Annotated in this window: 19 protein-coding genes and 1 pseudogene; 14 read left to right on the top strand and 6 right to left on the bottom strand. The window is 52.3% G+C overall.

The window, feature by feature from the left end; all coding sequences use genetic code 11:
* The 3 genes and pseudogenes from HV229_RS06090 to HV229_RS06080 form a co-directional block, all read right to left on the bottom strand.
* Positions 1 to 558 carry a polysaccharide biosynthesis/export family protein gene (locus HV229_RS06090; RefSeq protein ID WP_181547079.1) on the bottom strand — a complete coding sequence of 186 codons (558 nt, stop codon included), beginning with the start codon at positions 556 to 558 and terminating at the stop codon, positions 1 to 3.
* Between the two features lies 1 nt (position 559).
* Positions 560 to 1,844, bottom strand: a pseudogene (locus HV229_RS06085) (outer membrane beta-barrel protein).
* Positions 1,834 to 3,249 carry an undecaprenyl-phosphate glucose phosphotransferase gene (locus HV229_RS06080; protein ID WP_131346628.1) on the bottom strand — a complete coding sequence of 472 codons (1,416 nt, stop codon included), beginning with the start codon at positions 3,247 to 3,249 and terminating at the stop codon, positions 1,834 to 1,836. Before HV229_RS06080 ends, HV229_RS06085 begins: the two are co-directional and overlap by 11 nt.
* A gap of 1,045 nt (positions 3,250 to 4,294) precedes the next feature.
* On the opposite strand from HV229_RS06080, the gene HV229_RS06075 reads away from it, so the two are divergent.
* The 4 genes from HV229_RS06075 to HV229_RS06060 are packed head-to-tail and all read left to right on the top strand — an operon-like array spanning position 4,295 to position 9,249.
* Complete coding sequence (locus tag HV229_RS06075; protein ID WP_249417786.1) at positions 4,295 to 4,864, top strand: fimbrial protein; 570 nt, start codon at positions 4,295 to 4,297, stop codon at positions 4,862 to 4,864.
* Positions 4,865 to 4,918: 54 nt separating this feature from the next.
* Positions 4,919 to 5,590 carry a molecular chaperone gene (locus HV229_RS06070; protein ID WP_181547077.1) on the top strand — a complete coding sequence of 224 codons (672 nt, stop codon included), beginning with the start codon at positions 4,919 to 4,921 and terminating at the stop codon, positions 5,588 to 5,590.
* Positions 5,591 to 5,603: 13 nt separating this feature from the next.
* On the top strand, positions 5,604 to 8,156 hold the full coding sequence (locus tag HV229_RS06065; protein ID WP_181547075.1) for a fimbria/pilus outer membrane usher protein: 2,553 nt from the start codon (positions 5,604 to 5,606) through the stop codon (positions 8,154 to 8,156).
* A gap of 10 nt (positions 8,157 to 8,166) precedes the next feature.
* Positions 8,167 to 9,249 carry a fimbrial protein gene (locus HV229_RS06060; RefSeq protein WP_181547073.1) on the top strand — a complete coding sequence of 361 codons (1,083 nt, stop codon included), beginning with the start codon at positions 8,167 to 8,169 and terminating at the stop codon, positions 9,247 to 9,249.
* On the opposite strand, the gene HV229_RS06055 is transcribed toward HV229_RS06060, so the two are convergent.
* Together HV229_RS06055 and tctD are read right to left on the bottom strand one after the other, a co-directional pair.
* On the bottom strand, positions 9,242 to 10,693 hold the full coding sequence (locus HV229_RS06055; protein WP_181547071.1) for a sensor histidine kinase: 1,452 nt from the start codon (positions 10,691 to 10,693) through the stop codon (positions 9,242 to 9,244). The genes HV229_RS06060 and HV229_RS06055 overlap by 8 nt on opposite strands.
* Positions 10,680 to 11,354, bottom strand: coding sequence for a transcriptional regulator TctD (gene tctD / locus HV229_RS06050; protein WP_049043323.1), 675 nt, complete (start codon positions 11,352 to 11,354; stop codon positions 10,680 to 10,682). Before tctD ends, HV229_RS06055 begins: the two co-directional genes overlap by 14 nt.
* Positions 11,355 to 11,507: 153 nt before the next feature.
* Here tctD and HV229_RS06045 point away from each other — a divergent pair, with 153 nt between their 5' ends.
* From HV229_RS06045 to HV229_RS06035, 3 genes are read left to right on the top strand one after another with little or no spacing between them, the layout of a single operon-like run.
* The gene (locus tag HV229_RS06045; RefSeq protein ID WP_080859118.1) at positions 11,508 to 12,485 is read left to right on the top strand and encodes a tripartite tricarboxylate transporter substrate binding protein; all 978 of its coding nucleotides are present in this window, start codon (positions 11,508 to 11,510) and stop codon (positions 12,483 to 12,485) included.
* A 14-nt stretch (positions 12,486 to 12,499) separates the two neighbouring features.
* Positions 12,500 to 12,934 carry a tripartite tricarboxylate transporter TctB family protein gene (locus tag HV229_RS06040; RefSeq protein ID WP_016154128.1) on the top strand — a complete coding sequence of 145 codons (435 nt, stop codon included), beginning with the start codon at positions 12,500 to 12,502 and terminating at the stop codon, positions 12,932 to 12,934.
* A gap of 10 nt (positions 12,935 to 12,944) precedes the next feature.
* Positions 12,945 to 14,459: a tripartite tricarboxylate transporter permease gene (locus HV229_RS06035; protein WP_016154129.1), complete on the top strand. Its 1,515-nt coding sequence runs from the start codon at positions 12,945 to 12,947 to the stop codon at positions 14,457 to 14,459.
* 43 nt (positions 14,460 to 14,502) lie between these two features.
* Here the strand turns inward: HV229_RS06035 and HV229_RS06030 are convergent, their stop codons facing one another.
* On the bottom strand, positions 14,503 to 15,393 hold the full coding sequence (locus HV229_RS06030; protein WP_016157283.1) for a LysR family transcriptional regulator: 891 nt from the start codon (positions 15,391 to 15,393) through the stop codon (positions 14,503 to 14,505).
* A 98-nt stretch (positions 15,394 to 15,491) separates the two neighbouring features.
* Here HV229_RS06030 and HV229_RS06025 point away from each other — a divergent pair, with 98 nt between their 5' ends.
* The 7 genes from HV229_RS06025 to csiR all read left to right on the top strand — a co-directional run bounded on the left by HV229_RS06025 (position 15,492) and on the right by csiR (position 23,686).
* A complete protein-coding gene (locus HV229_RS06025; protein ID WP_181547069.1) occupies positions 15,492 to 16,094 on the top strand; it encodes a short chain dehydrogenase in 603 nt (200 codons plus the stop codon).
* A 259-nt stretch (positions 16,095 to 16,353) separates the two neighbouring features.
* Positions 16,354 to 17,331, top strand: coding sequence for a glutarate dioxygenase GlaH (gene glaH, locus HV229_RS06020; RefSeq protein ID WP_016154132.1), 978 nt, complete (start codon positions 16,354 to 16,356; stop codon positions 17,329 to 17,331).
* 19 nt (positions 17,332 to 17,350) lie between these two features.
* Positions 17,351 to 18,619, top strand: coding sequence for an L-2-hydroxyglutarate oxidase (lhgO, locus tag HV229_RS06015; protein WP_016157289.1), 1,269 nt, complete (start codon positions 17,351 to 17,353; stop codon positions 18,617 to 18,619).
* Positions 18,620 to 18,642: 23 nt separating this feature from the next.
* Entirely contained in the window at positions 18,643 to 20,091 is a 1,449-nt protein-coding gene (gene gabD, locus HV229_RS06010; RefSeq protein WP_016154134.1) for an NADP-dependent succinate-semialdehyde dehydrogenase, read from the top strand.
* Between the two features lie 25 nt (positions 20,092 to 20,116).
* Positions 20,117 to 21,400, top strand: coding sequence for a 4-aminobutyrate--2-oxoglutarate transaminase (gene gabT, locus HV229_RS06005; RefSeq protein WP_181547067.1), 1,284 nt, complete (start codon positions 20,117 to 20,119; stop codon positions 21,398 to 21,400).
* Positions 21,401 to 21,553: 153 nt separating this feature from the next.
* Positions 21,554 to 22,954, top strand: coding sequence for a GABA permease (gabP, locus tag HV229_RS06000; RefSeq protein WP_016154136.1), 1,401 nt, complete (start codon positions 21,554 to 21,556; stop codon positions 22,952 to 22,954).
* 45 nt (positions 22,955 to 22,999) lie between these two features.
* Entirely contained in the window at positions 23,000 to 23,686 is a 687-nt protein-coding gene (gene csiR, locus HV229_RS05995) for a DNA-binding transcriptional regulator CsiR (protein WP_049270954.1), read from the top strand.
* The last annotated feature ends 8 nt before the right edge of the window (positions 23,687 to 23,694 follow it).

The raw sequence follows: 23,694 nt of genomic DNA, 5'->3' as shown, positions 1-23,694 counted from the left end.
TCAGAAGAACCCCATGCCAATAATCACGACATCCCCAGGATAAACAGAGTGCGTTAAATCAACATTCTCCAGCAGCTGATTGCTACCTGACAGGCGAATGTTGATATCTTGACGGTCAGCACGATCTGTAAATCCCCCCGCCTGCGCAATAGATTTCTCGACGGTAAGTCCTGGCTCATAAGCGAATCCATTCGGACTTTTCACCTCGCCAGAAACATAGTATTTACGGAACTCGGCAATACTCACCGTCACCATCGGAGTAGTAAAATAATCTCCGGTCAGGCGTTGAGTTAATTCGTTAGTCACCTGTTCAACAGTTTTATCTTTTAATATAAGAGCACCAACAAACGGGAAATTAATCTCCCCACTCTTATCCAAAATAAACCGCATCGTCATATCGGGTTGACCATGAACAGCGATATTGACAGTATCCCCTGCCCCAAGTCGGTAATCCAGCTGAACAGTAGCAGGATCGTCCATTAATCTCGGACTGGACGTCGTGCATCCGACCATCAGGATACTGAATAGCAAAACCGCGCACAGTTCTATTATTTTCATTTTAGATCTGAACCTTAGCTTTAAGCATAATCATAGAATTATCATAACCCAACGTTCTGATGACTTTCTGATTGTCGTTGGGACCGATATAAAACGAATCAGTATCCTTATTCGAATTCAACGTATCCATTTGATATTTAATCTCAAAATTGACCGACGGTGTGTAGTCATAGCTCATGGTTACGCTAAATACCCCATCTTTATCATGCCGATCTTTATTCTGTTTTTTATAGTCTTCTGAAGTGTATGAGTAATCCAGCAAGGTAGAAAAACGGTTGCCTAACCAGAAGTGCTGGTAAGAAAGACCATACTGGGTGACTAAAATATCCCCCAACTTCCGATGGGTCTTTAATGCTTTGCGCTGAGTGCACCGTGAAAACAGACTGTTGTAACGGCTTCCACTCCCCTTTTATATCCCAGTTTAGACCATTAAAATCATGCGAGTTTGCGTTGTTTTCAAATGTCTTGTACAACCATGAAATATTCATGTCGACATTGGTTTTTCCCGTCAACTGCGACTTCAGGCCATACAGCAAATAATACTCATTAGTGTCTTTTTCTGAGTTGTTATCATAGTGACGCTGGTTAGTAATAAAGCTATAGCGAAAACGCGTTCTGGATGTGTATTGGTCAAAAATTTCTGCCACCAGGCTATTTTCGTGCCATTCCTGTTCCTGAATGTAATTGTAGAAATCTTCACTACTCTCCTGGGCGTCGGACGTATTACCGAACGTCATTTTTTTGTATAACAGCGCCAGTTCCGCTCTCCCGCGTCCATCCGGCGCGCCATAGCTGTAGCGCAATTCATTGTTGATAAAATTCGTTGTCAGCGGAGATTTAATCCCATACTGCTCGAATTGACCCGGTAGAAACCCCTCAGTGATCCCTCGACCGCGCGATTCGTGCCCAAGCGTATCCTCCAGATTGAGTGTTAAGCCGTGCTTGAGCCCATAGCGCCAGGCACCGTTAAAACGGAAAAAATGATCGTTATAGTTATCAGCGGAATCGCTTGAGTAGTTACGATAATCACCGGAGTACATCAGTAAATACTTATCCTGACCGCGCTCTCCGATCATACTCAAAACGGGCGCTGCGCTCTGAAACGAGGAACCGATAGCATCTCTGCTATGTGGCTGATAAGACACGTTATCATTATAACCATAGTCCACAGCGACCTTGCCCTGGAAGTCGATCCCCGCAAAGCCAATGTGTGATTTCGGTGTTAAATCAGCCCATACGGGCTGCGATATCACGATTCCGGTAATCACGAGTAATTTAGTATGCATTCTTACCGACAAATCCTTTGAAAATAGTTTTAATAATAATTTTTATATCCAACCATAAAGACCAGTTTTGAATGTACTCAATATCGTACTGAACCCTTTTTTCCATCTTATAAAGCGCATCGATTTCCCCGCGGAAACCGTTGATCTGCGCAAGCCCGGTGATCCCAGGCTTAACTTTATGGCGGATCATGTAATTTTCGACCTGTTTACGGTACTGCTCATTATGCGTAACCGCATGAGGTCTGGGACCGACAATCGACATACTTCCCTGCAATACATTGATAAATTGCGGCAGTTCATCCAGTGAGGTGCGGCGTAAGAAACTACCGAATTTGGTTACCCGCGGATCGTTTTTAGTGGCCTGAATAACCGTATCGGCGTTCTCCATAACGCGCATCGAGCGAAACTTCCAGACCTTAATTTTTTGCCCGCTAAGACCATACCGATCTTGTTTGAAAAAGACTGGCCCGCGGGAAGTGAGTTTGATTCCAATGGCAATGGCCAACATTAGCGAAGAAATCATCACCATAATAATGCTGCCAAGCACCAAATCTTCCGCCCGCTTGATAAACGAACCCGCCCCTTCAAACGGCGAACTAAAAATTCCAATAGTTTGCAGGTTGTGAATGGAGCGCAGCTTGGACATGTTGTTACTGTAGGTGTAGAAGTCAGGAACAATATACGTATCTACGGTAGTGTCTGACATCATCGCCAAAAAATGACGAATGCGTTGTAAAGCTACCATCGGTAAAGCGATGTAGATTTCGTCTATATTTCCCTGCCGGGCTTCCTCAACCAGATTGATCACTGGCCCACGAAAGGGGCTTTTTACCTTATCGACGATATCGCCACAGCGGGATAAGGCGCGCTCATCATAAAAAGCCAGATCTAATGTGATATTAGCGTATTCATCCATTAACGCGTTTTCTGCCGCCAGACCATTGTCGGTCAGACCAATAATCGCCACGCGCATGCTCTTTTTCGTTGAATATTTAAAAATGAAAAAGCGAATGTAATAAAGAAAAGGTAATGGGATGAAGTACCAGTAAATAATCGCTGAATAAAAGGGGGAAGGCAGTTTGTCTAAGTAGCCGAGAGACTCGGGTTCAGCCACCGTCATGCTGACCAGTTCGTTCAGAAAAATCGCCAGCAGCGTACAAAAAACCAACCGTTTTTGATTACGTAAACCGATCGTCTTAATCTTTTGTTGATAAATTTTAATGTATTCAGCAAACAGTAAGAAAAAGACTGAGAAGAGAATACTCAGAATGGCAATGGTGTTAAATGGCGCCAGACCTAACAGATGGGCGCTAAAAATTAACGTCGCATTGATTACAATGAAATCGACCAGCTTTAAAAAGACTGGATATCCGTGGCTGCTAATCTTTAGCGATTTTTTAAGCATATCTCAGCCCATTATTTATTGATTTTTAATTGTTTTTTTCCTCATTTATGTTGCTAATTATATCACAAGTCTTAAAAACGCAACGGCACACCGTCATTAAATGTAAAAAACAATGTAATACAATGTGATAAGTTTCGCACCACACAAATACAACCCACTGATTCAATTGATTATCTGTTAATGTTCTTTTTTATTTTTATCATTAGAAAAAATGATAAAACGCAACATAAACGTCATTGACAGTTCACAACTCATAAGCTACCACGGGTAGAATCACATGATGATCGCCTGACAACGGCTTAACCTTACAAAAAGCAATACTTTGTCCAAACCTCGTTGCGCTACGGCCAGTGATGAGAGTCCTGGAGAGCGACAGAAGAAATCAATAAGTCTATTTATAATTCCCACCATAAAAATAACTTAGTAACACATTTACAAAGCAATGATTAGCAACCTTATTATAAATAAGGTATTTTACGAAGAGTCTGCGATTGCTTTCATTTTCACGCTCAAATTTCAAAAAAAAACGAATAGTAAAAAAAATTTAGTTTAAATAATTGTAGCAACTCCGATGAGTAGAAGCAGCAAGCATGGCTTAAATTAAAACGATAGCCAATCATTCAGAAAATGCGTGTTACATATTACTAATGTCAACATTCTGCATGAACACACCTTTAACATCAGAATTTTCAGCGCTTACCAACATATCTATTAAAAATAAAGAGAAGCGAATAAATGACAGCATTAATTTTTTGTTAAAAGCAGCGTAAATCGACCCAGAGAACTATTGATAACAATGTATACGCTTTTGTTAAGATATATATAAAAAACCCTCCCAAAGCCATTCAATGATGCCAAAAAATTTTGTTTACTTATTTTTCGCAAATAAATAATATCCGCACCGGATTACTTGTTGAGCAATTTACGCACGTTAATCGTTTTTTTCAAATGAAGTCCTACATCATTTTTTGACGTTGATGAACTCCAGCTGAATCTGTGCCTCTGACAAGTACTTTTCTGGGTAAATAATAAATTTAACGGAGTTATGATGATGAAAACTGCACTTACCAGCAGTGTACTGGTCGCTTTGTTTGCCGCTAATGCAGGCGCTGCTAACGTTACCACTCCAGGAGCTGGTTCTAAAGCCACCGCAACGGTCAATTTTACCGGTGATATTGTTGCCAGTACCTGCGTGGTTAATACCGCTACGACAGATAAAGATATTACATTACCGCAAGTCACCAACCAGTTATTTGGCAGCGCGGGTTCTAGCACCGGTGATACTTCGTTTAAGTTGCAATTTACCAACTGCCAGGGGTCAACTGGAGGAAGCGGCTATGTGGTGGTCTTTACCGGTAAAAACCCTGGCAGTAACACAACACTTCTGGAAGCGAATCGTGGTTCAACTCCTGCCACCGATGTAGGCATCGAAGTGGATTATGCAGGTCAAGCCCTCGATTTCTCCAGTGGTAATAACGAAGTGGTTCTGAGTCCAACTGGCGCAAATGGCAATGCAGAAATCACTCTGGTCGCCAAATATCAGCAAATTGGCACAGCGGTGCCTGCAGCTGGCACGATCACTGCGGCTATGAATTACACCGTCATTTATAAATAACGGACGTTGATTGCTATGGATGGCACTCTTCCCTGAACCTGGAAAGTGCACCTGATGAATAAAATATTCTTTTACCTGTTGCTGTGTGTGGTTAGCACCGCTCACAGCGCAATTAATTTGGGTCAAACACGCGTTATTTATAATGAGAACGATAAAGCGGCGATGTTTGACGTCAACAATAATACAGACAAGCCATATATGGTACAGACGTGGCTGGATAATGGTAATCCGGATGAGACGCCAGCCAATCTGCCAATGTTAATTACGCCCCCGGTCCTGAAACTTGACGGCCATAAATCAGCCGTGTTGCGAGCTATTTATCAGGGCAACGGCTTTCCTGAGGATGTTGAATCTGTAGTGTGGATTAATGTGCAGGAAATCCCCACCATCGAGAATGAAGAAAATACCTTACAGCTGGCGCAGCGTATTCGCATCAAACTATTTTATCGCCCTGCTGGTCTGAATATGACGCTACCTGAAGCCGTTGAGAAATTACAGTGGCAGTGCCACGGTCATACTCTGCGGGCGGTCAATGCGACGCCGTTACATATCTCCCTGACGCAATTACATATTAACGGCCAAAACATCGATGCCGACATGGTTAATCCGCATGGCGAACGCACGTTTGCGTTGTCACAGCAAAAAGTCAGCCATATCGGTTTTAGCTGGGTAGATGATTATGGCGGCACTAACGCGGTTAATAACGTCCCGGTATCTTGCAATTAAGTTGGGGTTGCACATGATGAAAAAAAATAAGCAGCCGCAACGGTACACCCTCTTTACGCTGTCAACGCTGGCCGTGTGCATACCTGCATACGCCAGCAGCACGCCGCAGTTTAATACCCGTTTTGTACATGGTACGCAAAATATTACCTCCGTAGTGCAAATAGCCCGTAATGACGGACTTAGCGAAGGTACGTTTGAATACGATATATATCTTGACCATAGCTTCGTCGAAACGCGCAATGTTGACTTTAAAAGACGTAAACCACAAGGCAAGCCGCAACCTTGCCTGAGCGCGGACGATCTGCGCAAATACGGGATTAAAATCCCCGAAGGTAACGCCGATACCTGCGTGGAGCTCACGGCGCTGATCGCAAACAGTCGCCTGACGGCAGATGCAAACTACCAGCGCATTGATATTTCAGTACCAGAAGCGTTTCTGCTTTCGACTGCGCATGACGCCGTGCCTGAATCGGCCTATGACGATGGGATTAATGCCGCTTTTGTCGGCTACAACGCCAATACGACGCACCTGATTGAACAGGGTCAGGATCATGACTCTTTTTTTGCCAGTTTTGCCAACGGTATAAACCTGGCGGGATGGCATTTTCGCAACCAGTCTACTTTCAGCTATGCCAGCGGTTCAGGCCGTCAATGGCAGGCGGTTTCCACGTGGGTGGAACGTAATATTATTGCGCTGCGTAGCCGCTTGCGCTTCGGGCAAACCTATACGGACGACGATGTGTTTGACAGCATTCAGTTTACCGGGGCACAGCTCACCAGCGATGAAAACATGTTGCCTGATAGCCAACGCGATTTTGCGCCAGTCGTTCGCGGCGTCGCCAATAGCAATGCCACAATCGAAATCCGTCAAAATGGCTATCTGATTTACAGTAAAAACGTCGCGCCGGGCGCGTTTGACATTGACGATATCAACCCCAGCAACCAAAGCGGCGACCTGAACGTCAGCGTTATTGAAGCCGATGGCAGTCGGCGTAATTTCAGTGTGCCTTATTCAGCGGTCCCGAACATGCTGCGTGCAGGTAACAACCGCTTTCAGTTTACGGCAGGGGAATACCGCGACGGTTACAGCGGCGGTTGGCGGCCCCGCTTTGTTCAAGGCACATTGAGTTATGGTCTCAGCTTTGGCTCCACGTTGTACGGTGGTTTCCTGACCGCAGAAAGCTATAATGCGATTGCCACCGGGATCGCGCAGGATCTGCACCAGTTCGGCGCGATCTCTTTCGATATCACTACCGCCAGAGCGCAGCTTGCCAGTGGAGATGCGTCCACAGGACAAAGTTACCGTTTCTTATACTCCAAATCGCTGAACCAGTACGGTACGGATTTCCGTCTGGTTGGCTACCGCTACAATACCTCCGGTTATTACAGCTTTAGCGACACCATTAACGAGCATAACAGTTGGTCCTCGGGCTATTACGACATCGCCTATGACGACCCGAATCAACAGCTGCGTTTTCCTGGCGAAGAGCACAACAAAAAGCATTACTACACCACTAACTACAATAATCGCCGCCAACGTTTTGAGGTCTCTGTTAACCAGCGTTTGTGGGATAACGCCTCTCTTTACGTCAGCGCCAGCCAGCAAAACTACTGGCACAACGGGAGTCACGACCGCACGATACAGCTGGGTTACAACGATACACTGGGGAAAATCAACTGGAGCGTTTATGTACAGGATACCCGTAACCAGTACGACTACCAGGACCGCAGTATCAACCTGACGCTTTCCATTCCATTCGATTTCATGGATAGCCGCGGCTTTGTCTCCACCAACATCATGCATAGCCAGCAGAATGGCGACAGCTACTCCACCAGCTACAGCAATACAGCATTTGACGATCGTCTGAGCTGGGGCGTTCAGGGCAGTACCACCGATCGACAGGATTCCTCTGCCGGGGTTAACGCCGCCTGGCAAGGTGACAAGATGAATGTTCAGGGGGGCTACAGCGCAGGACGCAACTACCAGAATATGAATATGGGCATCAGCGGCGGGGCAATGCTGCACGCAGGCGGCGTGACGCTCATGCACTCTCCTGGCGATACCATGGTGTTGGTCGAGGCCAAAAATGCCGACGGTGTCCATATTCAGCAACAAAATGGCGTGGCCATTGACGGTAACGGCTATGCGGTCCTTACCGCAGCAGACGCATGGCATTACAACGTGGTGAGTCTGAATACCGCTGATATTGGTGCCGGGCTGGATATTCCGCAGGCACAGAAAAAAATTGTTCCAACAGAGAAAGCCATCGGCAAAGTGGTGTTTGAAACCTTCAGCGGCCGCAACTATCTGGTCAATGCCGTCATGCCCGGCAATATTGCCCCCCCGGTCGGCGCGAACGTACGAGATACCAAAGGTCGTAGCCACGGTCTGGTCGGTATGCATGGCGCACTGTATGCCAGCGGCGTGGAGGACAATTCTCGCCTGGAAGTGCGCTGGGGCTCCCATGCAAATGAACACTGCTTTATTCAAATGCCGGATAACCATAACCAGCCGGTGAAGAAAATCGGATATACACAAATTACCGCCCAGTGCGTCGGCTCGTAAGGTGCAATCAATGAATCCGTTAAAAATAGTTAAACTCGTGGTGCTGCTTTGTTTGCCGATATTCAGTAGTGCAAGCTATGCGGTTACCTGTACAGCAAACAGCGTCTCCGTACACGTTGATCCCATTAAAATCAGCCACAGTACCACCGCTGGGGACACCGTTTGGGTGTCCAATCCACAAACCGTTAGCGTCACTTGCCGCGACACAGACTATATGCCCCACGGCGAAGCCGCCAGAATCTACATCGACCCTGATCATGAGTTTGCGCATTTTCTGCAGGGAACCAATATGAAACTGGTGGTGAGCATTGATGGTCGCCCCTACGATCAAAGCGCCCAGGCCGTCACCACCCAATATCAGGCAACGTTGCCCCGAGCAGGTTCAGACAACTACTGCAGGAGTAATAACCACAGCCATACCAGTGACTGCCAGGCGCGCTCGCAAACATTTTCTTTCACCTTTAACCTTAGTCTGGTCGCTACCGGAAAACTCCCGGATCCTTTGCCTGCGCTGGCCGGTCGCACCATCAACAAAGTTTTCGTCGTCGACGGTATTGGCAGCATTAACGCCTGCGGTTCGCATTGCTCCACCAGCAATCCGGCAAAAAACTTTGGCCCCGCGCTTAATGGCCTGAATAACATCAGTTATATCAACTGCGAACCGATCGTCTCTATCAGCTCTGACAAAGGAACGGATACCGTCGAGTTTGGCAGGATCAGCATTACCGAAGCAAAAGTGGGAAAAGATAACAGCCACAGTAAACAGTTTGCCGTTATTGCCGCAGAAGCCGCCGGGAAGCATGAATGTCGCGGTATCAACTACGCGGTAACGTTTACCGGCACCACGAGCAACAGCGGCGCAGTTTTTACCGGTCAGGGTACGCCAGATATCGGCGTTACGCTCCAGGATGCTGCACAGCCCGGCTCCGGGGACATTATCAGCGGCAACCGTATCGATTTTGCCAGTAACGCGTTTACCAACCAGAGCGACAGCCGACGCAAAGAGTTCATGGCAACCCTGTTCTGGCTGAAGAATCCTCCCCAACCCGGCACATTTAGTATCCCTGTCAATGCGACAGTGACCTTTAAATAACAGACGCAGGACGATGCTGATCGTCCTGCGCGTCTCGCACCAGGCATAAAAACCGCAGTCGTACGCTTAACCCGCCTAATGCTTCACTCCGTGATAGCTGAGGGTGCGTGCGGTGCAGACGAGCAATGTCGTTGACCAGCGCCAGGCCTATCCCGGCGCCAGGGACATTACCGACGTTATCAAGGCGATGAAACGGTAGCAGCGCCTGGTGCACCATCTGCTCATCGATGCCCGGCCCGCTATCTTCAACCACCAGCACCACCGCCTCTCCTTTTCGCAGCAGACGGGCGGTTACCACACCATGCGGCGGCGTGTATTTCAGTGCGTTATCCAGCAGATTCCCGCACAGTTCGCCAAGCAGGACTTCATCGCCCTCAATCCACACCGCATCCTGTTCCCCTTCATAGCCCAGATCGATCCCTTTACTGCGCGCCTGCGCCAGTCGCGTGAAACAACTGCTTTGCACCACCTCATACAAATTAACCGGCGAGAAGTGCCTTTCTCCTTGCTCTTTGCGCTTCACAGCCGACAGCTGTAACAGCCTTTCCGTCAGTTGAATGGTGTTGTCCAGCGTGGAGCTCATGGCTTGCAGACTCTCATACCATTGCTGCGGCTGCTGGCTGGCGAGGGCCACCGCCGCCTGAGTTTTTAGCACCGCCAGCGGCGTTTTAAGCTGATGGGAAGCATCCGCGCTGAAGCGCTCCTGGCGAGAGATCAGGCCGCGAAGTCGGTCCAGATAACGGTTGAATGCCACAATCAACAGACGGGTTTCCGACCACGGCAGCAGCTCCGGCAGCGGCGTCAGCAGCCCAGGCTCGCGACGCACCATCAGCGATGACAGCTGGCGCATCGGGCGTAACACCCGACGCAGCAGCCAGCCGACCAGCACCAGCGTGAGCAGCACCAGCAGCCCTTGCGAAACCCACGAGGAAAACAGCAGCTGTCGCGCCAGGTAACGTCGCGATTGCAGCGTTTCGGCGACATAAATCTCGGCCATGCCGATAATGCCGCCCTCGTTGACGGGCTGCAGCAGACGCGCCACGCGAATTGCCTCCCCGCGATATTCAGTGTGATAAAACCACGCCAGCGCCGGATAAAGCCGCGTACGCGATGTCGCAGGCGGCATCGCAGGTAAATCGTCATAACCTGAGATAACCTTCCCCGCCGGGTCGACCACCTTGTAATACAATCTGTCGTTCATATTCAGCTCAAAGCTGTCCAGCACCACCCACGGCACATTCACTTCCAGCTGTTTGTTGTGCACCACCAGTCGCTCGGAGACGGTTCTGGCAGACGAGAGCAGCGTCCGGTCATACGCCTGCGTCGCCGCCTGTAGCGCGCTGACATAGCTGTTAAATGCCGACAGCCCCCACAACAACATGAGCGGCAAACCCAGAAACATCAGCAGTTGCAGGTACAACGATTGGGGTTTAACCCACTTCATCGCTACGCTCCAGCACATAGCCCAGCCCGCGTAGCGTGGCGATGCGCACATCGCTTCCCTGTAGCTTTTTACGCAGACGATGGATGTACAATTCAATGCTTTCGGGGCTGACCTCATCGTTTAGACTGAAGACCTGTTCAAACAACTGCTGACGCGAAACCGGTCGCAATCGACGGTACATCAGCACCGTCAGCAATGCCTGTTCGCGCGGCGTAAGCGCCAGCGGCTGCCCCTGCAACAGAAAATAGCCCTCATCGTGAAACGCCAGTTCGCCCAGTTGCTGTATGCCCTGCACCTGCCCCGCGCTGCGGCGTAGCAAAGCCCTCAGCCGCGCATCCAGCTCCTCGATTTCAAACGGTTTTGCCAGATAATCATCGGCCCCGACGTTCAATCCTTTCACCCGATCGGCCACCGCGCTGCGCGCCGTCAGCAGCAGAACAGGAAGCGTCTGCCCGCGTTTGCGCAGGCGCTGAACGACGTCAAGACCATCCAGTCCCGGCATATTGATATCCAGCACCGCCAGCGCGTACGTTTCGCTCTGTAAAAGATGGTCGGCCGCCAGGCCATCAAAAACGCAGTCGACGGCAAAACCGTTTTGCACCAGCGCTTTCTCCAGCCAGTGAGCTAACTCACGGTTATCTTCCGCTAATAAGAGACGCATATCACATCCTGTAAAGTTTCTGCCGCATTGAAAGGGAATTGAAAGGTTAATGTTTTAACAATCACGCAACCGAACTGCTACACATCGGCTCACATAATCACAAAAATCTTCTTCCGTACCCGAAAATCCGGTTTTCCGGCGTGAGGATAAACAATGAAAAAACAGTTACTTCGTACCCTTACTGCAAGCATTTTACTGATGAGTACCTCTGTTCTGGCGGAACAAGCGCCATCGCGCACAGAATGTATCGCCCCTGCTAAACCTGGTGGTGGTTTCGATCTCACCTGTAAGTTGATTCAAGTGAGCATGATGGAAACCGGTGCTATCGAAAAACCGATGCGCGTTACCTACATGCCCGGCGGCGTTGGCGCCGTGGCCTATAACGCGATCGTCGCGCAACGTCCGGCTGAAGCGGGTACCGTAGTGGCATTCTCCGGCGGCTCGCTGCTGAACCTGTCACAAGGGAAGTTTGGTCGCTACGGCGTTGATGATGTCCGCTGGCTGGCAAGCGTGGGCACTGACTACGGCATGATTGCCGTACGCCAGGACTCACCATGGAAAACGCTGAAAGATCTGCTGACGGCTATGGAGAAAGATCCTAACAGCGTGGTCATTGGCGCAGGCGCCTCTATCGGTAGTCAGGACTGGATGAAGTCGGCGCTGCTGGCGCAAAAAGCCAACGTCGATCCACACAAGATGCGCTATGTGGCCTTTGAGGGCGGCGGCGAACCGGTCACCGCGCTGATGGGGAATCACGTACAGGTGGTTTCCGGCGATCTCAGCGAGATGGTGCCTTATCTTAGCGGCGACAAAATCCGCGTGCTCGCCGTGTTCTCTGATGAACGTCTGCCAGGCCAGTTAGCTAACGTACCAACCGCCAAAGAGCAGGGTTACGACCTCGTGTGGCCCATCATTCGTGGCTTCTACGTTGGACCAAAAGTCAGCGACGCCGAGTATCAGTGGTGGGTTGATGCCTTTAACAAACTCCAGCAGACCGATGAGTTTAAAAAGCAGCGCGATCTGCGCGGCCTGTTTGAATTCAACATGAGCGGTAAGCAGCTCGACGAATACGTGAAAAAGCAGGTCACGGATTACCGTGAGCAGGCGAAAGCTTTCGGTCTGGCGAAATAAGCGCAGAGGCAAAGATGATGAGCGATCGTATTTTTGCAGGTATCTGGCTGTTGCTCTGTATAGCCGGGCTGTTCGTGGCCTGGCAAATCACCAGCGAATACAGCTATGAGCCGGTTGGGCCGCGTCCCTTTCCGCTTGGCATTATCAGCCTGATGCTGGTATGCGCCGTGGCGCTGCTGTTGCGCCATCCCGACACCATCAGTTGGCCCCGCCGTCACGTGCTGCAAAAGCTGCTGACGATGGTGATTGTTCTGTTGATGTACGCCTGGGGTTTCGAATGGCTCGGTTTTCCCATCTCCACCGCCATTCTCACCGTGGTGATTGGCATGCTGTTCGGCGCAACCATTCCGGCTGCGGGTATTTCCGGCGCGGTACTCGGCATTCTGCTGTGGTATGCCTTTGACCGACTGCTTGACGTCACCTTACCACTCGGCGCCTGGCTGGGTTAACGGAGAAACGATGGATACCTGGATTTATCTTTCTCAGGGTTTCGCGGTGGCCATGACGCCGGAAAACCTGGTCATCGCCCTGATTGGCTGTTTTGTCGGTACCATTGTCGGGCTGTTGCCTGGTCTTGGACCCATTAACGGCGTGGCGATCCTGCTGCCTCTGGCGTTCGCTTTGCATCTGCCAGCAGAATCTGCGCTGATCCTACTGGCTACGGTCTACATAGGTTGTGAATACGGCGGACGTATCTCCTCCATCCTGCTGAATGTTCCCGGCGATGCGGCGGCGATTATGACCGCGCTGGATGGCTACCCGATGGCGCAGCAAGGCCGCGGCGGCGTTGCGCTCTCTATCTCGGCGGTCAGCTCTTTCATTGGTTCGCTTATCGCTATCGGCGGCATCATTCTGTTTGCCCCGGCGTTAGCCCAATGGTCGCTGGCCTTCGGTCCGGCGGAATACTTTGCCTTAATGGTTTTCGCCATTGCCTGCCTCGGCAGCATGATGGCGCAAAACCCGCTGAAATCATTTCTGGCAGCGCTTATCGGTCTCGGCCTTGCGACCGTCGGCGTAGACGCCAATACCGGGGTTTATCGCTTTACCTTTGACAGCGTTCATCTCTCCGACGGTGTGCAGTTTATCGTGGTAGTGATTGGGCTGTTCTCAGTCTCTGAAATACTGTTAATGCTGGAACATACCAGCAGTGGCCAGACGCTGGTGCGTAAAACGGGCCGCATGTTATTTAACGCCAAAGAAGGTGCGCAGTGCGTTGGCGCAACCCTGCGTTCATCGGTGATTGGCTTTTTCGTCGGCGTCCTGCCCGGCGCGGGCGCAACCATTGCCAGCGCTATCACCTACATGACCGAGAAAAAGCTCAGCGGCAATAGCGACAGCTTCGGCAAAGGGGATATACGCGGCGTGGCGGCCCCCGAAGCCGCCAACAACGCCTCGGCCTGTGGCTCCTTTATCCCGATGCTGACGCTCGGCGTACCGGGCTCCGGCACCACGGCGGTGATGATGGGCGCGCTGACGCTGTACAATATCACCCCGGGTCCGGCCATGTTCACCGAACAGCCGGATATCGTTTGGGGGCTGATTGCGGCGCTGCTGATTGCTAACGTGATGCTGCTGGTGATGAACATCCCGTTGATCGGCCTGTTTACCCGTATGCTGACCATCCCCTTGTGGTTTTTGGTACCGGCTATCGCGGCAGTCTCCGCGGTGGGCGTGTATGCCGTCCACAGTACCACTTTCGATCTGGTGCTGATGGTTGCCCTCGGCGTGCTGGGCTACATATTGCGCAAAATGCACTTCCCGATGTCGCCGTTGATTTTAGGCTTCGTTCTCGGGGAAATGCTGGAGCAGAACCTGCGTCGGGCGCTGTCTATCAGTAACGGTAATATGGATATTCTGTGGGCCAGCGGCGTGGCGAAAGTGCTGCTGGTGATGGCGGTACTGGTTATCGTGGTCCCGCCAGTGCTACGCCTGATTCGTAAACGTAACAGCAAACCGCAGGTGGATATCAGTTAATAATATGCCGGATAGCGGCGCTGACGCGCCTTATCCGGCATTTTCATCTTAATTCCTGAACGGCACTGAGTACGTGCTCAACAAACCGCGTCAGCTTGGGCAGCGGACGCAAATCTTGTCGCCACAGCAGATGAATAGGCCGCGGCTGCGGCGTAAACTTTTCCAGTATCCGAATCAGTTTCCCGGTAGCCAACTCTTGCGCCAGCAGCACCTCCGGTTGCAATAACAGTCCGGCCCCCGCTACCGCCGCCATACGCAGGCCATGACCATCGTTACAGCGCAGGATCGCATCGCGCTTCCATCTGACCTCGCCCGTCACGCCAGGCAGTATCCATTCGTTGCGAGCGGTCCACACGGTATGGGACAGGCACAGATGATCCACCAGATCCGCTGGCGTAAGGGGCGTGCCATGACGGGCAAGATAATCCTTTGATGCACAGATCGCCATACGGTAAGGACACAGGTATTTCGCCACCACATCAGTCTGATGGATATCGCCAATACGGATCGCCAGGTCGACGCCTTCATTCACCAGATCAACCATCCGGTTGGTCAGATCCAGCTCAATGCGCACCTCTGGCCAGGCCTGTAAAAACGCAGCGGCCAGCGGCGAGATAACGCAAGCGCCAAAAGAAGTAGGCGCGCTAATGCGCAGCGTCCCCGCAGGGGCCAGCCGCAGACGCTCTACCGAACGCTCAGCTATCGACACCTGCTCCAGCACGCGGCGGGCTTCTTCAAAATAGACACGCCCGGCATCGGTCAGGCTCTGGCGGCGAGTATTGCGCTCCAGCAGACGCGTGCCGAGCTGTGCTTCCAGTTGGGTGATATATTTTCCCACCATCACCGCAGACATCTCGAGTCTAGTTGCCGCGGAGGTAAAGCTTCCGCTCTCCACCACGGCGATAAACGTTTCCATGCCGCGCAGCTTATCCATATTACAAACCTCTGGTTAGTAATCATCTAACTTATAGCCAGTTTATCCGATTTCATTTTCATTAAAGAATAGTGGCTCACACTATTCTGGAGGTGGTTATGAAAATCGTCATTATTGGTGCCAGCGGTACAGTGGGGCGCGCAGTCACAGAAACGTTAAGCAGTAAACATGAGGTGATCCGCGTAGGTCGCACGCAGGGAGATTACCAGGTCGATATCACCTCGCAGGAGAGTGTCGAGGCATTGTTTGAAAAAGTCGGTCGGGTAGATGCGATCGTTTCCGCCACCGGCAACCTGTTCTTTGGCCCGCTGTCGACAATGACCGACGAGGACTTTAATCAGGGATTACAGGATAAGCTGTTAGGCCAGATACGTCTGGCATTAACCGGGCAACATTTCCTCAATGATGGCGGCTCGATTACGCTAATTAGCGGCATTATCGCCCATGAACCCATCGCACAAGGGGCGAATGCGGCAACGATCAATGCCGGGCTGGAAGGATTTGTGCGCGCTGCTGCCTGTGAGCTAGGTCGTGGTCAGCGCATTAACCTGATAAGCCCAACCGTACTCAGTGAATCCGCCGAAGCATACGATGGTTTCTTCCCAGGCTTTGAAAGCGTCCCCGCCGCTACCGTTGCCAATGCCTATCGCCGCAGCGTGGAAGGCATCCAAACCGGACGCATTTATAAAGTCGGTTACTGACTTTGCTGCTGCCGTTGAGTTACCCTCAGCGGCAGAATAATTAACTCTTTGTTTTAAAATAACATTACCTGTCCGCCCTTCTCCTCTCGCACTTAACCTCACTTTTTATGATGTTAAATAATTGTTGTTTTTGATCACAAATAATAAACAAACAAGCCCATTCTGTGCGCGTTTTTAAAAAATGTAGATATTTTTAATTTATGGCTACGAAACGAGCTGCGCCATATCTCCCTGACAATCTACTGAGAGGAACGATTTGATGAACGCACTGACTGCCGTAAAACCGAACGCTGATGATCCAGCCCAGCACTACAGCGGTTTCACGTTGAAACCATCAGCCCAGTCCCCACGCCTGCTGGAGCTGACTTTTTCCGCTGAGACCACTGAGCAATTTCTGAAAGCCGTAGCGCAGTGGCCGGTGCAGGCACTGGAATACAAATCCTTCCTGCGCTTCAAAGTGGGCAAGATCCTCGACGACCTGTGCGGCAATCAGTTGCAGCCTTTACTGCTGAAAACGTTGCTCGATCGTGCCGAAGGCGCACTGCTGATCAACGCTGTTGGCGTAGATGATGTGGCACAGGCTGAAGAGATGGTCAAGCTGGCGACGGCGGTAGCGCATCTTATCGGGCGCTCCAATTTTGATGCGATGAGCGGTCAATACTATGCCCGTTTTGTGGTGAAAAACGTTGATAACTCAGACAGCTATCTGCGCCAGCCGCACCGTGTAATGGAGCTGCATAACGACGGAACCTACCTCGAAGAAATCACCGACTATGTGCTGATGATGAAGATTGACGAGCAGAACATGACCGGCGGTAACTCGCTGCTGCTGCACCTCGACGACTGGGAACATCTGGATCAGTACTTTACCCACCCGCTGGCGCGTCGCGCCATGCGCTTTGCCGCACCGCCAAGCAAAAACGTCAGTCAGGAAGTGTTCCATCCGGTGTTTGACGTTGACCAGCAGGGCCGCCCGGTGATGCGCTACATCGACCAGTTCGTCCAGCCAAAAGATTATGAAGAAGGCGTCTGGCTGAGCGATTTGTCCGATGCGTTGGAAACCAGCAAGGCCATTATTTCCGTTCCGGTTTCAGTCGGTAAATTCCTGCTAATCAACAACCTGTTCTGGTTGCACGGTCGCGATCGCTTCACCTCGCATCCTGACCTGCGCCGCGAGCTGATGCGCCAGCGTGGTTATTTCGCTTACGCGACAAACCACTACCAGACTCATCAGTAAGCGCGAAGGAATAAAGCGGATGTATGATTTTGTGATTATTGGCGGCGGCATTATCGGCATGTCGACCGCCATGCAGCTGATTGATGTCTATCCGGACGCCAGAATCGCGCTGCTGGAAAAAGAGTCCGGCCCGGCCTGTCACCAGACGGGCCACAACAGCGGCGTAATTCATGCCGGGGTCTATTACACCCCCGGCAGCCTGAAGGCGCAGTTTTGCCTGGCCGGAAATCGCGCCACAAAAGCCTTTTGCGACCAAAACGGCATCCGCTACGACGTCTGCGGAAAAATGCTGGTTGCCACCTCCGAACTGGAAATGGAGCGCATGCGCGCGCTGTGGGATCGCACCGCCGCTAACGGCCTTGAGCGCGAATGGCTGAATGCGCAGGAGCTTCGCGAGCGTGAACCCAACATCACCGGGCTGGGCGGTATTTTTGTTCCGTCGAGCGGGATCGTCAGCTACCGCGAAGTCACCGCCGCGATGGCGAAAATATTTCAGGCCAAAGGCGGTGAGATTATCTACAACGCTGAGGTCAGCGCGCTAAAAGAGCACGCTGCGGGCGTTGTCGTACATACCCGTCAGGGTCAGGAATTTGAGGGAGCGACGCTGATTAGCTGCTCTGGCCTGATGGCGGACCGACTAGTGAAAATGCTCGGCGTTGAACCCGGCTTTATCATCTGTCCGTTCCGTGGCGAATATTTCCGTCTGGCGTCAGAACATAACCAGATAGTCAACCATCTGATCTACCCCATCCCCGACCCGGCGATGCCGTTTCTCGGCGTTCATCTGACCCGGATGATTGACGGCAGCGTCACCGTGGGCCCCAACGCGGTACTGGCATTTAAACGTGAAGGCTACCGTAAACGCGACTTCTCGCTCAGCGATACGCTGGAGATCCTCAGCTCTTCCGGCATTCGTCGCGTGCTGCAAAACAACCTGCGCTCAGGACTTGGCGAAATGAAAAATTCGCTGTGCAAAAGCGGTTATCTGCGGCTGGTACAAAAGTACTGCCCGAGTCTGACGCTCAAGGATCTGCAGCCCTGGCCTGCAGGCGTGCGGGCACAGGCTGTATCACCGGACGGCAAGCTAATCGACGATTTCCTGTTTGTCACCACGCCACGCTCAATTCACACCTGTAACGCGCCTTCTCCGGCAGCAACGTCGGCGATCCCTATCGGCGCGCATATTGTCAGCAAAGTTCATGCGCTGCTGGAGAACCAGAGTAATCCCGGACGCACGCTGCGTGCGGCACGTAGCGTGGAAACATTACACGCCGCATTCACCCGTTAAAACGATTTAGACAGGACGCAATTATGCAACTTAACGATCCAACCTTATTTCGCCAGCAAGCACTGATCGATGGCAACTGGCGTGACGCCAACAGCGGCGAGACCATCGCGGTGACCAACCCCGCCAACGGTCAGCAATTAGGTAGCGTACCGAAAATGGGGGCGGATGAAACCCGCGAAGCGATTAACGCCGCTAACCGCGCTCTGCCCGCCTGGCGTGCGCTGACCGCCAAAGAGCGGGCCAACATCCTGCGCCGCTGGTTCAACCTGATGATTGAGCATCAGGACGATCTCGCCCGTCTGATGACCCTGGAACAGGGTAAACCGCTGGCAGAAGCCAAAGGTGAAATCACCTATGCCGCTTCCTTTATTGAGTGGTTTGCCGAAGAGGGCAAACGTATCTATGGCGATACGATCCCCGGCCACCAGGCCGACAAACGCCTAATCGTCATCAAACAGCCGATCGGCGTTACCGCCGCGATTACGCCGTGGAACTTCCCCGCGGCGATGATTACCCGCAAAGCCGGTCCGGCGCTGGCGGCTGGTTGCACAATGGTGCTTAAACCGGCCAGCCAGACCCCCTACTCCGCACTGGCGCTGGCAGAGCTTGCCAATCGCGCCGGGATCCCGGCAGGCGTTTTCAGCGTGGTGACCGGTTCAGCGAGCGCGGTCGGCAACGAGCTGACTGGCAACCCGCTGGTACGCAAGCTGTCATTTACCGGCTCAACCGAAATTGGCCGTCAGTTAATGCAGCAGTGCGCCAAAGACATCAAAAAAGTGTCGCTGGAGCTGGGCGGCAATGCGCCGTTTATCGTCTTTGACGATGCCGATCTTGATAAAGCCGTGGAAGGCGCACTGGCATCGAAGTTCCGTAACGCTGGCCAAACCTGTGTCTGCGCCAACCGCCTGTACGTGCAGGACGGCGTGTATGACCGTTTTGCCGAAAAACTCCAGCAGGCAGTAAGCAAACTGCACCTCGGTGATGGTCTGCAACCTGACGTCACCACCGGGCCGCTGATCGACGAGAAAGCGGTAGCCAAAGTGCAGGAACACATCGCCGATGCTCTGGATAAAGGCGCGCGCATTATCGCGGGCGGCAAACCTCACGCACTCGGCGGCAACTTCTTCCAGCCCACCATTTTGGTGGATGTGCCTGACAACGCGAAGGTCGCCAAAGAAGAGACGTTCGGCCCGCTGGCTCCGCTGTTCCGGTTTAAGGACGAGGCTGACGTCATCGCTCAGGCCAATGACACCGAGTTTGGTCTGGCCGCCTATTTCTACGCCCGTGATTTGAGCCGCGTCTTTCGCGTTGGCGAAGCGCTGGAATACGGCATTGTCGGGATTAACACCGGCATTATCTCCAACGAAGTTGCCCCGTTTGGGGGAATTAAAGCCTCCGGTCTTGGCCGTGAAGGATCGAAATACGGCATCGAAGACTACTTAGAAATCAAATATATGTGCATCGGCCTTTAATAAAATAAATACTGGAGAACACCTGATGAGCACCAACAAAGAACTTATGCAACGTCGCAGCAACGCCGTTCCCCGTGGCGTAGGACAAATCCACCCTATTTTTGCCGAGCGTGCAGAAAACTGTCGAGTCTGGGACGTTGAAGGCCGTGAATTCCTTGATTTTGCTGGCGGTATTGCGGTGCTGAACACCGGCCACCTGCACCCGCAGATCGTCTCTGCGGTAGAAGCACAGTTGAAAAAGCTGTCCCATACCTGTTTCCAGGTGCTGGCCTATGAGCCGTACCTGGAGCTGTGCGAAATCATGAATAAGAAAGTGCCGGGCGATTTCGCTAAAAAAACCCTGCTGGTGACAACCGGCTCGGAAGCGGTGGAAAACGCGGTGAAAATCGCCCGCGCTGCCACCAAACGAACCGGCACTATCGCCTTCAGCGGCGCTTACCACGGTCGAACCCACTACACCCTGTCGCTGACCGGGAAAGTAAACCCGTACTCTGCAGGAATGGGACTGATGCCGGGCCACGTGTACCGTGCGCTTTATCCTTGCCCGCTGCACGGCATCAGTGAAGACGATGCTATCGCCAGCATTCACCGTATCTTCAAAAATGATGCCGCTCCGGAAGACGTTGCCGCCATCGTGATTGAGCCCGTCCAGGGCGAAGGTGGTTTTTACGCCGCCTCTCCTGCTTTTATGCAACGTCTGCGCGCCATTTGTGACGAGCACGGCATCATGCTGATTGCCGATGAAGTACAGAGCGGCGCGGGCCGTACCGGTACGCTGTTCGCTATGGAGCAGATGGGCGTTGCGCCCGATCTCACCACCTTCGCCAAATCTATCGCCGGTGGCTTCCCGCTGGCGGGAGTGACCGGGCGCGCCGAAGTCATGGACGCAATCCCACCGGGCGGTCTGGGCGGTACCTATGCCGGTAACCCGATTGCCTGTGCCGCCGCACTGGCGGTACTGAATATTTTCGAACAGGAAAATCTGCTGCAAAAAGCCAACGACCTGGGGCAAACCCTGCGCGAAGGCCTGCTGGCTATCGCGGAAACCCACCGCGAGATTGGCGATGTACGCGGGCTGGGAGCGATGATCGCAATCGAACTGTTTGAAGACGGCGATCACACGAAACCAGACACCAAACTGACCGCGGAAATCGTCGCGCGTGCGCGCGATAAAGGGCTGATCCTGCTCTCCTGCGGACCTTACTACAACGTACTGCGCATTCTTGTCCCACTGACCATTGAAGATGCCCAAATCCGCCAGGGGCTGGACATTATCGCTCAGTGTTTTGCCGAAGCGAAGCAGGGTTAACACCGCATTCGACCAATAAAAAACGCAATCCTCAGGCCGGATAAGGCGGAGCCGCCATCCGGCAGACAGGGTCAATAACAATAAATACGCGTGCCCCGGCGCGGGAATGCCGGGGTGCTCTCCCAAGTGAAATACTTTCGAGAGGTTTAAAAGATGGGGCAAGTGTCACAATCACATGATTTAGGGGGCGGGCTGAAATCACGCCACGTCACCATGCTGTCTATTGCCGGGGTTATCGGCGCAAGTTTGTTTGTGGGTTCAAGCGTGGCGATTGCAGAAGCCGGTCCCGCAGTATTACTGGCCTATCTGTTCGCCGGATTGCTGGTGGTGATGATTATGCGCATGCTGGCCGAAATGGCCGTTGCCACCCCGGATACCGGTTCCTTTTCCACCTACGCCGATAAGGCCATCGGGCCGTGGGCGGGTTATACCATCGGCTGGCTGTACTGGTGGTTCTGGGTGTTGGTTATCCCGCTGGAAGCGAATATCGCCGCCATCATTCTGCACTCCTGGGTTCCAGGCATTCCTATCTGGCTGTTTTCTCTGGTTATCACGTTGGCATTAACCGGCAGTAATTTGCTGAGCGTCAAAAATTACGGTGAGTTCGAGTTCTGGCTGGCGCTGTGCAAAGTGATTGCCATTCTGGCGTTTATCACTCTCGGCGCGGTGGCGATTAGCGGTTTCTACCCCTATGCCGAGGTCAGCGGAGTTTCGCGTCTGTGGGATCAGGGCGGCTTCATGCCCAACGGCTTTGGCGCGGTGATCAGCGCGATGCTAATCACCATGTTCTCCTTTATGGGCGCAGAGATTGTTACCATCGCCGCCGCCGAGTCCGATACCCCGGATAAGCACATCGTCCGCGCCACCAACTCGGTTATCTGGCGTATCTCCATCTTCTATCTGTGCTCTATTTTCGTGGTCGTCGCGCTGATTCCGTGGAACATGCCGGGACTGAAAGAGGTGGGCTCTTACCGCTCGGTGCTGGAGTTACTGCATATTCCACACGCGAAGCTGATCATGGACTGTGTCATATTGCTGTCGGTAACCAGTTGTCTGAACTCCGCGCTGTATACGTCCTCGCGTATGCTTTACTCCCTGAGCCGTCGTGGCGATGCTCCCGCCTTTATGGGTAAAACGAACCGGAGTAAAACGCCTTATGTGGCGGTGTTGCTGTCTACGGGGGCCGCGTTCCTCACCGTGGTGGTCAACTATTACGCCCCGGCCAAGGTGTTCAAATTCCTGATCGACAGCTCCGGCGCCATCGCCCTGCTGGTTTATCTGGTGATTGCAATTTCCCAACTGCGGATGCGCAAAATCCTGCTGGCGCGAGGCGGTGAAATTAAACTGAAAATGTGGCTCTATCCGTGGCTTACCTGGCTGGTAATCGCCTTTATTATCTTTGTGCTGGTGGTGATGCTCTTTCGCCCAGCTCAACAACTGGAAGTTATCTCTACCGGGTTGTTAGCCATAGGAATTATTTGCACCGTGCCTATTATGTCACGCTGGAAAAAACTGCTATCGTGGCAAAAAGCACCGTTGCAAAATACGCATTAAACCTTTTCCCGGCGCAGGCCGGGAAAACCGTTCAGGAGTAAGACCATGACCGCCATTCCCCAACCGACGGCCATTGATGGATACCGCTGGCTGAAAAACGACATCATCCGCGGTGTGTATCAGCCTGATGAAAAACTGCGTATGAGCCTGCTGACCTCACGCTATGAGCTTGGCGTGGGACCGCTACGCGAAGCGCTTTCGCAGTTGGTTGCCGAGCGGCTGGTCACGGTGGTCAATCAGAAAGGGTATCGTGTCGCCCCAATGTCCGAACAGGAGTTGCTCGATATTTTCGATGCCCGCGCCAATATGGAAGCCATGCTGGTCGCGCTGGCCATTGAACGCGGCGACGACGCCTGGGAAGCTGAAATTCTGGCGCGGGCGCATATGCTCGGCAAGCTTGAAGCCGTTGACGCCAGTGAACAGATGCTCGACGAGTGGGATCAGCGCCATCAGGCTTTTCACTCGGCAATTGTCGCTGGCTGCGGTTCACAGTATCTGCTGCAAATGCGCGAACGGCTATTCGATTTGGCGGCGCGCTACCGGTTTATCTGGCTGCGAAAGACGGTGCTGTCGGTGGAGATGTTGGAAGATAAACACGATCAGCACCAAACCCTGACCGAAGCAATTCTGGCACGCGATGCTGCACGTGCCAGCGAATTAATGCGCCAGCACCTGCTGACGCCCATTCCGATTATTCAACAAGCGATGTCCGGCAAATTGCTGACGCAATAAGCCTGAAC

It is taken from the genome of Citrobacter sp. RHBSTW-00524, from assembly GCF_013747755.1.
GTDB classification, from domain to species: Bacteria; Pseudomonadota; Gammaproteobacteria; order Enterobacterales; family Enterobacteriaceae; genus Citrobacter; species Citrobacter braakii.
The sequence above is the reverse complement of the archived record's forward strand: the minus strand, read 5'-3'. Positions and strand labels throughout refer to the sequence as shown.

Coding starts and splice junctions, on each gene's coding strand:
- HV229_RS06090 (WP_181547079.1), bottom strand. CDS start 558: ATGAAAATAATAGAACTGTGCGCGGTTTTGCTATTCAGTATCCTGATG.
- HV229_RS06080 (WP_131346628.1), bottom strand. CDS start 3,249: ATGCTTAAAAAATCGCTAAAGATTAGCAGCCACGGATATCCAGTCTTT.
- HV229_RS06075 (WP_249417786.1), top strand. CDS start 4,295: ATGATGATGAAAACTGCACTTACCAGCAGTGTACTGGTCGCTTTGTTT.
- HV229_RS06070 (WP_181547077.1), top strand. CDS start 4,919: ATGAATAAAATATTCTTTTACCTGTTGCTGTGTGTGGTTAGCACCGCT.
- HV229_RS06065 (WP_181547075.1), top strand. CDS start 5,604: ATGATGAAAAAAAATAAGCAGCCGCAACGGTACACCCTCTTTACGCTG.
- HV229_RS06060 (WP_181547073.1), top strand. CDS start 8,167: ATGAATCCGTTAAAAATAGTTAAACTCGTGGTGCTGCTTTGTTTGCCG.
- HV229_RS06055 (WP_181547071.1), bottom strand. CDS start 10,693: ATGAAGTGGGTTAAACCCCAATCGTTGTACCTGCAACTGCTGATGTTT.
- tctD (WP_049043323.1), bottom strand. CDS start 11,354: ATGCGTCTCTTATTAGCGGAAGATAACCGTGAGTTAGCTCACTGGCTG.
- HV229_RS06045 (WP_080859118.1), top strand. CDS start 11,508: ATGAAAAAACAGTTACTTCGTACCCTTACTGCAAGCATTTTACTGATG.
- HV229_RS06040 (WP_016154128.1), top strand. CDS start 12,500: ATGATGAGCGATCGTATTTTTGCAGGTATCTGGCTGTTGCTCTGTATA.
- HV229_RS06035 (WP_016154129.1), top strand. CDS start 12,945: ATGGATACCTGGATTTATCTTTCTCAGGGTTTCGCGGTGGCCATGACG.
- HV229_RS06030 (WP_016157283.1), bottom strand. CDS start 15,393: ATGGATAAGCTGCGCGGCATGGAAACGTTTATCGCCGTGGTGGAGAGC.
- HV229_RS06025 (WP_181547069.1), top strand. CDS start 15,492: ATGAAAATCGTCATTATTGGTGCCAGCGGTACAGTGGGGCGCGCAGTC.
- glaH (WP_016154132.1), top strand. CDS start 16,354: ATGAACGCACTGACTGCCGTAAAACCGAACGCTGATGATCCAGCCCAG.
- lhgO (WP_016157289.1), top strand. CDS start 17,351: ATGTATGATTTTGTGATTATTGGCGGCGGCATTATCGGCATGTCGACC.
- gabD (WP_016154134.1), top strand. CDS start 18,643: ATGCAACTTAACGATCCAACCTTATTTCGCCAGCAAGCACTGATCGAT.
- gabT (WP_181547067.1), top strand. CDS start 20,117: ATGAGCACCAACAAAGAACTTATGCAACGTCGCAGCAACGCCGTTCCC.
- gabP (WP_016154136.1), top strand. CDS start 21,554: ATGGGGCAAGTGTCACAATCACATGATTTAGGGGGCGGGCTGAAATCA.
- csiR (WP_049270954.1), top strand. CDS start 23,000: ATGACCGCCATTCCCCAACCGACGGCCATTGATGGATACCGCTGGCTG.